The organism is Pseudomonas sp. SIMBA_068 (assembly GCF_046534705.1).
Taxonomy (GTDB): domain Bacteria; phylum Pseudomonadota; class Gammaproteobacteria; order Pseudomonadales; family Pseudomonadaceae; genus Aquipseudomonas; species Aquipseudomonas putida.
Map to the genome: position 1 here is coordinate 11,609 of NZ_JAWRYI010000009.1, position 12,791 is coordinate 24,399.

Annotated in this window: 12 protein-coding genes; 8 read left to right on the forward strand and 4 right to left on the reverse strand. The window is 58.9% G+C overall.

What is annotated here, in order from left to right; genetic code table 11:
- Window positions 1–70 precede the first annotated feature (70 nt).
- Window positions 71–3,118 (forward strand): aminotransferase class III-fold pyridoxal phosphate-dependent enzyme, encoded by a 3,048-nt coding sequence (locus SB756_RS19860; RefSeq protein WP_410911539.1) that lies wholly within the window; start codon window positions 71–73, stop codon window positions 3,116–3,118.
- Between the two features lie 251 nt (window positions 3,119–3,369).
- On the opposite strand, the gene SB756_RS19865 is transcribed toward SB756_RS19860, so the two are convergent.
- Window positions 3,370–3,531 carry a hypothetical protein gene (locus tag SB756_RS19865; RefSeq protein ID WP_410911777.1) on the reverse strand — a complete coding sequence of 54 codons (162 nt, stop codon included), beginning with the start codon at window positions 3,529–3,531 and terminating at the stop codon, window positions 3,370–3,372.
- 15 nt (window positions 3,532–3,546) lie between these two features.
- On the reverse strand, window positions 3,547–3,987 hold the full coding sequence (locus tag SB756_RS19870) for an Lrp/AsnC family transcriptional regulator (protein WP_024717903.1): 441 nt from the start codon (window positions 3,985–3,987) through the stop codon (window positions 3,547–3,549).
- Window positions 3,988–4,273: 286 nt separating this feature from the next.
- Here SB756_RS19870 and SB756_RS19875 point away from each other — a divergent pair, with 286 nt between their 5' ends.
- From SB756_RS19875 to SB756_RS19900, 6 genes are all read left to right on the forward strand, one after another.
- Window positions 4,274–5,062, forward strand: a complete 789-nt coding sequence (locus SB756_RS19875) for an ABC transporter substrate-binding protein (protein WP_341795611.1) — start codon at window positions 4,274–4,276, stop codon at window positions 5,060–5,062.
- A 65-nt stretch (window positions 5,063–5,127) separates the two neighbouring features.
- Window positions 5,128–5,775: an amino acid ABC transporter permease gene (locus tag SB756_RS19880; RefSeq protein ID WP_410911540.1), complete on the forward strand. Its 648-nt coding sequence runs from the start codon at window positions 5,128–5,130 to the stop codon at window positions 5,773–5,775.
- Between the two features lie 9 nt (window positions 5,776–5,784).
- Window positions 5,785–6,444, forward strand: coding sequence for an amino acid ABC transporter permease (locus SB756_RS19885; protein ID WP_341795609.1), 660 nt, complete (start codon window positions 5,785–5,787; stop codon window positions 6,442–6,444).
- A gap of 11 nt (window positions 6,445–6,455) precedes the next feature.
- Window positions 6,456–7,205: an amino acid ABC transporter ATP-binding protein gene (locus SB756_RS19890; protein ID WP_410911763.1), complete on the forward strand. Its 750-nt coding sequence runs from the start codon at window positions 6,456–6,458 to the stop codon at window positions 7,203–7,205.
- A 118-nt stretch (window positions 7,206–7,323) separates the two neighbouring features.
- Window positions 7,324–8,145, forward strand: a complete 822-nt coding sequence (locus SB756_RS19895) for an NADPH-dependent oxidoreductase (RefSeq protein ID WP_410911542.1) — start codon at window positions 7,324–7,326, stop codon at window positions 8,143–8,145.
- Window positions 8,146–8,247: 102 nt separating this feature from the next.
- A complete protein-coding gene (locus tag SB756_RS19900; RefSeq protein ID WP_410911544.1) occupies window positions 8,248–10,317 on the forward strand; it encodes a PAS domain-containing protein in 2,070 nt (689 codons plus the stop codon).
- Between the two features lie 39 nt (window positions 10,318–10,356).
- On the opposite strand, the gene SB756_RS19905 is transcribed toward SB756_RS19900, so the two are convergent.
- Together SB756_RS19905 and SB756_RS19910 are read right to left on the reverse strand one after the other, a co-directional pair.
- Complete coding sequence (locus tag SB756_RS19905; RefSeq protein ID WP_410911546.1) at window positions 10,357–11,928, reverse strand: sensor domain-containing diguanylate cyclase; 1,572 nt, start codon at window positions 11,926–11,928, stop codon at window positions 10,357–10,359.
- A gap of 90 nt (window positions 11,929–12,018) precedes the next feature.
- The gene (locus tag SB756_RS19910; RefSeq protein WP_341795604.1) at window positions 12,019–12,189 is read right to left on the reverse strand and encodes a hypothetical protein; all 171 of its coding nucleotides are present in this window, start codon (window positions 12,187–12,189) and stop codon (window positions 12,019–12,021) included.
- 181 nt (window positions 12,190–12,370) lie between these two features.
- Between SB756_RS19910 and SB756_RS19915 the strand changes: the two genes are divergently transcribed.
- Window positions 12,371–12,790 (forward strand): hypothetical protein, encoded by a 420-nt coding sequence (locus tag SB756_RS19915; RefSeq protein ID WP_341798889.1) that lies wholly within the window; start codon window positions 12,371–12,373, stop codon window positions 12,788–12,790.
- Window position 12,791: the final 1 nt, after the last annotated feature.

Consider the following 12,791-nt stretch of genomic DNA (forward strand, 5'->3'; position numbering starts at 1 on the left):
CAGGGTGTCGGTTTCGGTGGTGCATGACAAGCTATTGAAAAAACAATTTGCTCGCTCGGAACGTGATGATATGACAGACCTTTCCCACCCGGCACCTCGGTTTTCGGCAAGCGATGCAGAGGGCCTCGCAAAAGATTTCTTCAATGTCTCTGGCACTGCCACGCCCCTGGACGGGGAGCGTGATCGCAATTACCGGCTGGAGACTGGCCTGGATGCAGGCTGGATACTGAAAATCGTCAATGCCAGCGAGCCCAGGGTAGAAAGCGAGTTTCAAACCGCGCTGCTCGATCACCTGGCCGTGCACGGCGGGCATCTGGGCGTGCCTCACTTGCGGGCCAGCGTGGCTGGCGACTACCTGCCGTCGGTGACCGGTGCCACAGGTGAAAAGCACGCAGTGCGCCTGGTCAGCTGGTTGGCCGGCACGCCACTTGCCGAGGCCAGGCGCTCATTCGCACTGATGAGCAACTTCGGCCAGGCACTCGGCGAACTCGATCGCGCGCTGCAGGGCTTCATGCACCCGGGCGCCGTCCGCGACCTTGACTGGGATCTGCGCCATGCTGCGCGCTCCCGTTCGCGCCTGCACTTCATAAAGAGCCCTGAACGCCGGGCCATTGTCGAGCGCTTCATCACCCAGTTCGAACAGTCTGTACAGCCAAGGCTGGCTTCCCTGCGGGCCCAGGTGATCCACAACGATGCCAACGACTGGAACATCCTGGTCGATGCCGAAACTACCAGTACCGTGACTGGCTTCATCGACTTTGGCGATGCCGTGCATACCGTGCTGATAGCCGAGGTTGCGATCGCCAGTGCCTACGCCATTCTCGACATGGACGACCCGATCGGCGCCGCTGCTGCGCTGGTGGCCGGTTTCCATGAAAAGTACCCGCTGCAAGCGCAAGAGCTTGATGTGTTGTTCAACCTGATCGCCATGCGCCTGGTCATCAGCGTCACCTTTTCCGCTTCCCGGCATGACCAGACAGACGACAACCCCTACCTGGCGATCAGTGAAGCGCCTGCCTGGCGCCTGCTGGAACAGCTTGATGCGATGAACCCACGGCTGGCCACCGGCATCCTGCGCAAGGCCTGTGGTTTCGATGCCATCGAAGGCGCGGGTGATGTCCGCCGCTGGATTGCGGACAACCACAAATCCTTCGCCGACCTGGTACGCCCGTCTGCCGCCATCCTGAACAAGGTGATTGCCCCGTTTGGCGACGCCACCCACGAGATGACCATCGCCTCGGCTGAGCAGCGCCCTGCAGATGCAACCCGTTGGTGGGACGAGTTCTCTGCTGCTCACCAGGTGCCGCTGGCCATCGGGCCGTGGGGTGAGTTGCGCAGCATCTACACCGACAGCGCGTTCGAGTCCCGCTTCATCAAGGGGCAACGCCGTACACTGCATGTGGGTGTCGACCTGGTGATGCCAGCGGGTACGCCGTTGTACGCACCGGTCGCTGGCACTGTCAGAAGTGTGGAGGTTGAACCAGACCCGCTGGGGTATGGTGGCCTGGTGATGATCGAGCACACGCCACCCGGTTGCCCGCCATTCCTGACCCTGTGGGGGCACATGGCGCATGAAGCGCTCAGCCGCTTGAAAGCCGGTGACAAGCTCGAAGCTGGCGACCTGGTCGGCTACATGGGCACCGATCATGAAAACGGCGGCTGGATTCCCCACCTGCACCTGCAGATGACCACCGATACCCAGCTGAGCGCGAGCGAGGTCATTGGCGTGGGTGAGCCAGAGTACCGCGAAGTGTGGGCCGACCTGTTCCCCGATGCCTCGACCTTGGCGGGTATCCCGCCAGAGACCTACACCCAGCAAGGGCTTACCAAGGCCCAGATCATCGCCAGGCGCAAGGAACTGCTGCTACCGAACCTGTCGATTTCGTACAGCGACCCGATCAAGTTCGTGCGCGGTGATGGCGTATGGCTGATCGACAACTTCGGGCGCGCCTACCTGGACTGCTTCAACAACGTGTGCCACCTGGGCCATAGCCACCCCGACGTGGTCGAGGCCTTGACCCGCCAGGCTGCTCTACTCAACACCAACACCCGCTACCTGCACGACAACATCGTCGAATACGCCGAACGCCTGACCGGTACCCTGCCAGAGGGCCTTTGCGTAGCGTCCTTTGGTTGTTCGGGGAGTGAAGCCAACAGCCTCATGCTGCGCATGGCGCGCAACTACACCGGCAGTGACCAGGCGATCGTGCTGGACTGGGCCTACCACGGCACCACGCAAGAACTCATCGACCTTAGCCCTTACAAGTACAAACGCAAGGCCGGCAAGGGCAGGGCGCCGCATGTTCACGAGGCGGTGGTCCCGGACAGTTACTACGCGCCCGAGCACTGGCCAGTGGAACAGCACGGCAAGCGTTTTGCGGAGTCGGTCGCAGAGCAGCTGGATGCCATGCGCAAGGCAGGCAAGGGCCCCGGGTTCTTCCTTGCCGAGTCGATTCCCAGCGTGGCAGGCCAGGTGTTCCTGCCTGATAACTACCTCAAGGAGGTCTACGCCATGGTTCGCGCCGAGGGTGGGCTGTGCCTGGCCGATGAAGTACAGGTCGGGTTCGGCCGCGTCGGTAGCCACTGGTGGGCATTCGAGACCCAGGGCGTGGTGCCGGATGCCGTCACCATGGGCAAACCGATTGGTAACGGCCACCCGATGTCGGCGGTTGTGACCACCCGTGAGGTTGCCGATGCCTTCAACAACGGCATGGAATATTTCAATACCTTTGCCGGCAACCCCGTGTCGTGCGCGGTAGGCCTGGCGGTGCTCAATGCAATCGAGCGCGACCAGTTAAAAGAAAACGCCTTGAACGTCGGCAACTACCTGCTCGATGGTTTTCGCAAGCTTCAGCAGCAATTCGATGTGATTGGTGATGTGCGCGGGCTTGGGCTTTTCCTCGGCATCGTCCTGGTCACAGATCGCAAGTCGAAGGCGCCGGCCACGGCCCTGGCCCGGAAAGTGGCTGATGGAGCCAGGGAACGCGGCGTATTGATCGGCACTGAAGGCCCGCATGACAACGTGCTGAAAATGCGCCCTTCAATGATTTTCAGTCGGGGCAATGCCAACTTCCTTCTCGAGGTGCTGAAAGACAGCTTTGTGGCAGCCTTGAAGTAGCCCTCACAGATTGCACGGTCCCTGTAGATACTCTGTTGGCGGTCAAGCTTTTCTAAGGTATTCAGAGCTGAAAAGCTTGGCCGTATCAAATGTTCACCGGTGCGGATATCCACCATGGCAATTGTGCCGGCAATGGCTCAATCGCTCAGGCTTGCCATTTCCTTGTAGGAGCAGCCTTGTGCTGCGAAGAGGCCGGCAAGGCAAAAGATCATCTTCGCCAGCTATGGCCTCTTCGCAGCACAAGGCTGCTCCTACACGTACTTTGCATGGCTTGAAACCAGTGCCTCCTTGGCGCGGTTCAGCGGCTGGATCAGGTAATCGAGGATGGTCTGCTCACCGATGCGGACATCCATCGTGGCAATTTGTGCATCAGCACTGAAACCTGGGGCTGCTTCGCAGCCCTGTCGCGACACAAAGCCGCTCCTGCATCACGCCTTCTGCCGGTCTATGTCACGCCGCAACACCACTGCCGTGGTGATGTCGTCTACAGAGTCGTGGCACGCCACGGCGTCCCGTACACGGTTCAAATCATCGATCGTCCGTGCTTCGACCTCGACTATCAGGTCGAGCTGCCCGCTGACCGATGAAACCCGTTTTACCTGGGCGTTCTGTGCCAGCAGGTCCAACAACCCAAGCGCCGGTGTACGTTTCAGCGCTACCAGGATGATTGCCCGTATGACATTGGCATCGATTTCACCGATGTCGGCGCGATATCCGCGAATGACCCCGCTACGCTCCAGTTGCAAAACCCGCTCGCTGGTGGCACTTCTTGACAGGCCAACTCTTGCAGCCAGCGCTTTGAGCGCCACACGCGCTTCCTTGGAGAGTATTTCGAGGATTTCCCGATCTTTGACGTCTAACTCGCGCAATGCTGACACTCCCGCCTGATCACCGGTAAATGACTGGCCGCCCCGGAAAAGTGCAGTAGGCAAACCCGCCGAATACTTGCTTGTTTTTAGTGCATTGGCAGACACTACTCCAGTTTTCCAATGCCCAAAGTAGTGCCGGCATTGTGTCGGTCGATTCCGGCAATGTGCCAGCCGAACGCGCACATTGCAGGGTGATTTCAAGGTATCAGTGTGCAAAGCTCTCAGTGAAGGTTGGGGCCTCAAAACCCAAGACAATAAGAAATAGAAACTTCCAAGGAGTGCCTTGATGCTGGCAAGAAAAACCAGGATGCTACTGGCTTCCACCGCTGTTGCGGCGGCTGGGTTGTTCTCTCACGGTCTGGCGCACGCCGATGACTTGCAGGCCGTTCAAGCGTCAAAAGTACTGCGCGTGGCAATGAGCGGCCAGTACGCTCCCTTCAGCTTTGCCAATGAAAAGAATGAAATTGTCGGTTTCGACGCCTCTATTGGTGAAGCACTCGCTCAGCGTTTGGGCGTGAATATAAAAATTATTACCACACCGTTTGACGGCATTATCGCCGGGCTGCTGGCCAAGAAGTATGACGCTGTCATTGCCTCGATGACCATTACCCCCGAGCGGCTGAAAGCCGTTGACTTCGTGGGCCCTTATTACCATGCAGGCCGTACCATCGGCGTCAAGCAAGAGTCTCCGATCAAGGGGCTTGACGACCTCAAGGATGTCACCGTCGGCGTTACGCTGGGCGATTCGCATGACAAATGGGCGCGCACCCGCGGCAATCTTAAAGTGCGCACCTATAAAGGCTTGCCGGAAATGCTGGTGGACCTGGAAGCCGGTCGTATCGACGCGGTAGTAATGGACAGTATTCCGGTAATGGTTGCGGTAAAGGAGACCGGGCAGAAGGTGCGGATCATCAGCCTGCCGGACGAGCAGGGTGGTCGTGAAGGCCTGGGCATTGCCATTCGCAGAAACAACCCTGAACTCAAGGCCCAGTTGCAGAAGGCCCTGGAGGAGATCCTGGCCGATGGCACCTATGAAGAAATCTCCATGAAATGGGTGGGTAGCGACATTCGCTGATGCACACCTGGAGTGGCCTGACTGACTGTTTGGGTCGGGTTGGCTGAATTTTGTGAGTGATTTTTATGGACCTGTCATTGATCCATCGCACCTACCCGTTCTTCCTGGAAGCCGCCTGGGTAACTGTGCAGATCTCGTTGCTATCACTCTTGCTGGGTTTACTCCTTGCAACCGTTCTGGTGGCGTGCCGGTTATCACCATTTATTATCTTGCGGTGGGCAGCCAACATCTACGTCAGCGTATTTCGCGGTACACCCTGCCTGGTGCAGTTGTTCATTATCTATTTTGGTGGGCCACAAATAGGTATTGAGCTTGAGCCGTTTGCTGCTGCGGTGATCGGTTTAGGCATGAATATAGCGGCGTATATGTCGGAGTCCATTCGAGGGGCTATCGATAATGTTGACCCAGGCCAGGAGGAGGGCGCGCGGTCGATTGGCTTCAGCCGCAGGCAGACGCTGTTGTTCATCATCATTCCCCAGGCAATGAAACTGATGATCAGGCCGCTTGGCGTAAATGCCATCGGGCTGATCAAGGGTTCTGCCCTGGTGTCGGCCATTTCGGTAGTTGAACTGACCTACACCGCGCAGCGTTTTATCAGTTCAACTTACAAACCGTTCGAGATATTCATGGTGTCGGCGTTGCTTTATATCGTCATGGTCTACTCGGTCAAGTACCTGGTGGACATACTGGACCGGCGATACGCAACCCAGTGAGGAGTGCCAGTGGAAGGACTAAACCTGAGTGTCATCACGCCTTACTATGAAATGCTGGCAACCGGCCTGTGGTGGACGGTTGTCATGTTTCTCGGTTCCAGCGTCATCAGCCTGACGGTGGGTGTGCTATTTGCCCTGATCGACCTGTATGCGCCGAAGGCCATGGCACTGCCTGTACGGTTTGTGACCTGGCTGTTGATGGGCACGCCATTGTTGCTGCAACTGTATCTGATCTATTACGGGCTGGTTCAGGTCGGTATCGATATCCCGGCGCTGGCTGCGGGGATAATCGGGCTAAGCCTGCATTTTGCGGTGTACAACGCCGAGGTGATCAAGTCCGGGATCGAGGCGGTGGACCCAGGCCAGATAGAGGGCGCGCGCTCGATTGGCCTGAGCAAGGCCATGACCCAGCGCTACATCATCGTTCCGCAGGCCCTCAGAAAAACCATTGCGCCGCTGGGGAACAACCTCATTGTGTTGCTGAAGGACACTTCACTGGTGTCGATCATCGGTATCGCCGAACTCGTCTACAGCGCCCAGTTGGCTGTCAGCGAAACGTACAGCCCGTTTGAATTCTATATCGCCGTCGCAGTGATCTACTACGTGGCCAACCTGGTGCTCGAGGCTGGGTTGCATCTTATTGAAGCCAAGGTCGAGATGTCACGATGAACAACAACGCTATGGTAGAAGTGAAGGGCGCTCGCAAAGCCTACGGCACACTTGAGGTGCTGAAGGGCATCGACCTGTCGGTTTCGCGTGGGCAGATCTACGCCATCATCGGCCCGAGTGGCTCTGGCAAAAGCACCTTGCTGCGGTCGATCAACCATCTCGAAGTGCTCAATGACGGTGAAATCTGGCTGGATGGTGACCAGGTCAACCGCCCCTTGAAAGGACGCGCCTTCGAGCAGCACATCAATCGGGTGCGCCAGCAAATGGGCATGGTGTTTCAACACTTCAATCTGTTCCCGCACCTTACCGTCTGTGAAAACGTCGCGATCGGGCCTGTGAAGCTCAAAGGCTACTCAAAAACTGCGGGCAGAGCGCTGGCCCTGGAGTATCTGCACAAGGTCGGGCTGGCTAACAAGATCGACGAATATCCTTCTCGCTTGTCTGGTGGGCAGAAGCAGCGCGTGGCCATTGCCCGGGCGTTGGCCATGCAACCCAAGGTCATGTTGTTCGATGAAGCGACCTCAGCCCTGGACCCGGAGCTTGTGGAAGAGGTGAACCTGGTGATGAAGCAACTGGCGGCCGAGCACATGACCATGTTGATCGTCACGCATGAGATGCGCTTTGCCGGCGAGGTTGCTGACCAGATCGTATTCATGGATGGTGGGGTTGTTGTGGAACAAGGGGCTCCTGGGGAAATCCTGAGGAATCCGGTGCAGGATCGTACCCGGGCTTTTTTGAAGAAGCATTTGCATGGCGGCTAGCGGGCCTACCGCTCAGGTGCTGGATAGCGGAGTGACGCTGAGGCGCGAAAAAATAATCAGTGTGGCTGTGTGGTAAACGCCTAAATTTGATAGCCTCCTATCATTTTGGAGGCTTCTCATGACAACCAACGCTCAGGCAAAACTCGCTGCACGCTATGGCGCACCGAACATTTCTGCGCTGCAACAATGGAATGACACCATCGACCAACTGCTCCAACACCGCAGCGTCAGGGCGTTCACTGATCAGCCTCTGCCCGAGGGTACGCTCGAGACCTTGGTTGCTGCCGCGCAGTCCGCGTCCACATCATCCAACCTCCAGGTCTGGAGTGTGGTTGCGGTGCAAGAGGGGGATCGCAAAGGCCGCCTCTCGGCGCTAGCCGGCAACCAGCCCTATATCCATCAAGCGCCACTGTTCCTGGTCTGGCTTGCCGATTTGTCCCGCGTCTCGCGCATTGCAGACCAGCATGGGGTAGAGCTGGAGGCTTTGCCATACCTGGAAAGCCTGTTGCTCGGCACCATCGACGCAGCGCTTGCGGCCCAGAATGCGGTCGTTGCGTTGGAGTCGCTTGGGCTTGGAAGCGTGCACATCGGCGGTATTCGTAACGACATCGAAGCCGTTGCCAAGGAACTGCAACTGCCGCCTCAGGTCTATCCGGTCTTCGGCCTCTGCGTTGGCTATCCATCGCCGGATCGGCCAGCCAAGGTGAAGCCGAGGCTGCCACAGGCAGCAGTGCTTCATCACGAAACGTACTCGGCTGCCGACGAGCAGGGCGTTCTAGCGGAATACGACAAGCGCCTGGGTGCTTTCTATCAAAGCGAAGGCATGAAGGCTTCAGGCTGGTCGGAGCAAGTGGTCAGCAGGCTGCGGAACGTTTCGAGCCTGCATGGGCGCGAGGAGTTGCTGGGGGAATTGAGCCGGATGGGCTTTGGCCTGCGCTGACCAGATCAGGAAAAGGGCTTTGCTCGCCATAGCTCGGCATCACGCTCTAGAATCTCATCCATTGGCTTGTCGTTCATGTGCGTAAGCAAAAGAGGCAATAATATGGATCGCGAAGGCGCCGGCTTTTCAGGAGAGCTGGATGCTCCCGCATTACCCAGTCAGGAGTCCGCGTTTCCGACAACCGCTTTGGAGCGTCTGCAGTTGGCGCTCGATGCGGGCGCGATCATTGGAACGTGGGTGTGGGATATTCGGCACAACCAGGTGACCGCGGATGAGCGGTTCTCGCGATCATTCGGGCTTCCTGCAGATAAATGCCTGGCGGGTATTCCGATCGAAGAAGCTTTTGCCTCGATTCACCCTGACGACCGTGATCGTGTCTCTGCCGATATCCAGGAGGCGATGAGCCGTGGCGGCGCCTACCGGTGTGAATACCGCGTCAGGCAGCGTGACGGCAGCTATCGCTGGATTGAGGCCAATGGCAGAGCTGAGCTAGACGAGCAAGGCGAGGCTGTTCGGTTCCCTGGCATTCTCATGGACATTGAGTCACGCCGGTCAGCGGAGGCTGAACGCGACAGGATGTCAGCGTTGCTGCGTACCTTCACGGCTGCTGTCCCGGGTGTTGTCTACGCAAAGGATCTCGAGGGGCGGCTGATTGTTGCAAATGACGGTGTCACCCGACTGGTTGGTAAACCACCAGAGCTGTATCTGGGCAAAACCGACCTGGAGTTTCTGGAAGACAAGGCTCAGGCACGCCAGGTGATGGAAACCGATCGTCATATCATGCATGGCGGGAAGGGCGCGCTGCAGATCGAAGAGCGTGTCGACATGCCGGATGGCACGGCTACCTACTGGCTTTCCGTCAAGGCACCTCTGTGCGACGAAGCAGGCGAGGTCATCGGGCTGATCGGCTCGTCCATCGATGTCACCGCGCGAAGAAATGCCGAGGCGCAGTTGCTTGAGCTTAACCGCACCCTGGAAGCGAAGATCGAGCAAGCAGTGGCCGAGCGGGAAGCGGCGCAGGCGGCGCTACGGCAATCGCAGAAGATGGAAGCGGTCGGTCAGCTGACCGGGGGTATCGCTCACGACTTCAACAATTTGCTCGCGGGCATCACGGGAAGCCTTGAGCTGATCAAGCTCCGCTTGAAGCAGGGGCGCATTGCTGACGTGGAACGTTACCTGACGGTGGCACAGGGTGCCGCACAAAGGGCAGCATCCCTGACCCACCGGCTCCTGGCGTTCTCTCGCCGCCAGACGCTGATGCCTGTTCATACCGATGTGAACACCCTGATCAGCGAAATGGAGGAGCTGATACGTCGGACAGTAGGGCCGGCAATCCAACTCAAGGTAGAGCTCCATGCAACCTCAAGTACCTGCCTGGTGGATCCGGCCCAAGTAGAGAACTCGCTGCTAAACCTGTGTATCAACGCGCGTGACGCACTGGAAGGCGGAGGGTCGATCGCCATCAGGACGTACAACGAGGAGCTTGTACAGGGGGCAGATCTTGACCCTGAACTGCCACCCGGCACGTACTTCACGATCTGTGTCGCCGATGACGGTGTCGGCATGAGCACCCAGACGTTAACGCGTGCATTCGAGCCTTTCTTTACCACCAAGCCTGTGGGGGCGGGTACCGGGCTCGGCCTGTCCATGATCTATGGTTTCGCCAAGCAGTCTGGCGGGCAGGTTCGGATCGAGTCAGAGGCGGGCCAGGGCACCCGCGTATTTCTGCAGCTACCCAGCCATGAGGTTGAGGTCGATGCTGCAGGTCGTGCCGAGCCATCGCCTGAGTCAGAACTGACCTCGTCAGGCGAAACGGTTTTGGTCGTCGATGATGAGCCTTCCGTCCGCATGTTTGTGAGTGAGTCGCTGGGCAGCTGCGGATACATCGTCATTGAGGCGACCGATAGCCTTGCGGGCCTGCAGTTACTCCGCTCGGATACCCGCATCGATCTGCTTGTCACAGACATTGGCCTGCCAGGAGGAATCGACGGCAGGCAAATGGCCAATACCGGCCGCAGCTTCAGGCCGGGCCTTCCCGTCTTGTTCATGACCGGGTATGCGCAACCGAATATATTGGACAACGCCCAGCTAGAGCCCAACACGGCTGTGCTGACGAAACCTTTCACACTCGAAGCGTTGACGTTGAACGTAAATGCGTTACTCATGAATTGATGATGCATAAGACACGCAAGCACCGTATCTCTTGGGGCATCAGAGCGTTACCCGATCTTCGGCCACTACCCGGTTACGTCCATTCTGTTTGGCCAGGTACAAGCGCTCGTCAGCGCGCTTGAGGATGGCCGGGGCACTGGGGGTGTCTGCGTCCCGACAGGCCACACCGATGGAGATAGTCAAGGTGCCGATCTGCGCCACCGCTGTAGCGTTGAGCGTGGTGCGGATCCGCTCGGCGACTTCGCAGGCCGTGCTCAGCGCGGTGTTCGGCAGCAGCAGGCAGAATTCTTCGCCACCCGCCCGGCACGGCAGGTCCCCGGCCCGCGTGCAGTCGCGGATCACTTGCGCGACCCTTTGCAACGCCAGGTCACCCACATCGTGACCAAAGTTGTCGTTCACCCGCTTGAAGTGATCGACGTCCAACGCCAGTGCCGAATACGTCTGTTGGCTTGCATCAAGCGCCTGGAGTGCCGCGTTCATCGCACGCCGGTTGGCCAGGCCGGTCAACGGGTCGGTGTCGGCGGCGGCGTTCAAGCTGCCGATCTTCTGTTGCAGTTGCTGCGACTGCACTACCAGCGCCTGGCGGATCGCCGCCGCTTCGGCGTACCAGGCGTTGATCGCAGACAGTTCAGCGGTGGCATTCGGCGTCGAAAGGTCGATGGCATGGCCGGCCAGGGCGCGCAGTGGGCGCGTGATCAGCATGACGCCGAGCAGTATCAGGACCAGACCGATCACCCCAGCCGGGATGATCCTGACCAGCATGTCGCGCATCAGCTTGCCCAGTGGGGCCAGTGCCTGTTCCCGGGGTTGCTGGACGACCACGGCCCAGTTGGAGCCCTGCACGTGCGCGAACCCGGCGAGCATCGGTATCCCATGGTAGTTGACCGTCTCCAGCGGGCCGTTGTCACCGAGCAAGGCCTTGTCCACCGTCTCGCTCCAGCCGAGCACTTCACCGATTCGCTGCTGATCGGGGTGGTAAAGCAACCGGCGGTTGCCATCGGCGACGAAGGCGAAGGCACCCTCGAGGTGGTGTTCACCAATCAACGAATGCATCACGCTACGCTGTTGCAAGAACACGGAGCCGCCGACTAGCCCTAGATACTCGCCTGTGGGGCTGAAGACAGGCTGGGAGACGAAGACGATCAGCTTGCCGCTGGTTGAGGTAAAAGCCTGGCTGACCATGGGGCGACGCACGTTCAGCGCCTGGTGCAGTTCATCGGAGGTGACGGTCGAGCCGATCGGTACCGCAGGCGGGTAAGCCTGCAATACCTTGCCCGCAGGGTCGGTGATCAGCACGGTGTTCAACTCCGAGTCCTGGGCCTGCAGTCGGCGTGCTTCTTCCTCGAGCAACGCTCGATTGGCAAAGTCGCTGCCCAGGCGTTGGCTGCTGTACTTCAGGCGTTCATTGACCGAGTACAGAAACTGATCGATGCTCGAGGCGACCTTGAAGGCATAGGCACGGTTGGCCTCCAGTGCCGAGTGCACCAGCGCATCGCGTTGCACACTGTAGGCCGTGATCAGGCTGTTGCAGAGGGTACTCAGCACGGCGAGCAGGACAAAGCCAAGAACCAGGCCACGCAGACCGATACGCGATGACAGCACCTTGCTCATGAGTACGCCTCGTCCCTCGCTAGCTGGAAAGTTCGGCACAAGCTTAGACGGGTATGGCAGCAAAGGTGCATCTGCGCGGGGGGTGAGCCGTCAGGCCAGAAACTCCGAATCAGCAGGGCAAGCCGGCTGCTTGTCCTGCTGGATGTTGCTGTACACGGCAACCCCGCACACGCAAGCCAGGCCGACACTGGCAAGCAGGATGTCGCCCAGCAACATGCCTGTGACCAACACCAGCACGCTGATGCGAAAGAGGGTTGTCATGACTGCCTCCGATGCAGTTCGATATCAGAACCCTGACCATACCGGCGCTGCCGAAATTGTGCAGCCCACTTGCGCGCCTGCGGCCGTGTTTACCTGTGAAATGGCAGAACGGACCTATTTGGCAGGGTATGGAATGCTGGTTGGCGGTATCCTGAAAGCCCCAGCCTCAGGTGCACCGATCATGCGCACAATGATGCTTTTATTGGCAATCACGGCAGTTACAGGTTGCCAGTCGCCGCTGCCAACCGCCAATCCTCAGATGGCCTGGGTCGATTTCTCGGTGCCATTTCCCAATGACAGGTTACTGATGGCTGAACGGCTGGATAAGCAACGGTTGAGCGACGGGCGCTTCTTTCAAGTGAGCCCGGGCAGCCATGAGCTGATCGTCAGGTTCGATTATGAAGTGGGCGGTGGCGGGGGGCTGAGCCTGATGGGCGGCACCACTGTGCGCGAATGCTACCTGACGGTCCCTTACGCCAACTTCCAGGCAGGCCAGCGCTATGTGCTGGAGGGGAGGTCGATGGCGCTAACTCCTGAAGCGCGTTTGTACGACGCCAAGGGGGAGGTGGTTGCAGAGGTCAGCGAATTCTATTGCCTGTAAG

Excerpts from the sequence above, each read along its gene's own strand:
- SB756_RS19890 (WP_410911763.1), top strand. The coding sequence starts at position 6,456 with ATGGTAGAAGTGAAGGGCGCTCGCAAAGCCTACGGCACACTTGAGGTG.
- SB756_RS19900 (WP_410911544.1), top strand. The coding sequence starts at position 8,248 with ATGGATCGCGAAGGCGCCGGCTTTTCAGGAGAGCTGGATGCTCCCGCA.
- SB756_RS19880 (WP_410911540.1), top strand. The coding sequence starts at position 5,128 with ATGGACCTGTCATTGATCCATCGCACCTACCCGTTCTTCCTGGAAGCC.
- SB756_RS19915 (WP_341798889.1), top strand. The coding sequence starts at position 12,371 with ATGCGCACAATGATGCTTTTATTGGCAATCACGGCAGTTACAGGTTGC.
- SB756_RS19860 (WP_410911539.1), top strand. The coding sequence starts at position 71 with ATGACAGACCTTTCCCACCCGGCACCTCGGTTTTCGGCAAGCGATGCA.
- SB756_RS19910 (WP_341795604.1), bottom strand. The coding sequence starts at position 12,189 with ATGACAACCCTCTTTCGCATCAGCGTGCTGGTGTTGGTCACAGGCATG.
- SB756_RS19875 (WP_341795611.1), top strand. The coding sequence starts at position 4,274 with ATGCTGGCAAGAAAAACCAGGATGCTACTGGCTTCCACCGCTGTTGCG.
- SB756_RS19905 (WP_410911546.1), bottom strand. The coding sequence starts at position 11,928 with ATGAGCAAGGTGCTGTCATCGCGTATCGGTCTGCGTGGCCTGGTTCTT.
- SB756_RS19895 (WP_410911542.1), top strand. The coding sequence starts at position 7,324 with ATGACAACCAACGCTCAGGCAAAACTCGCTGCACGCTATGGCGCACCG.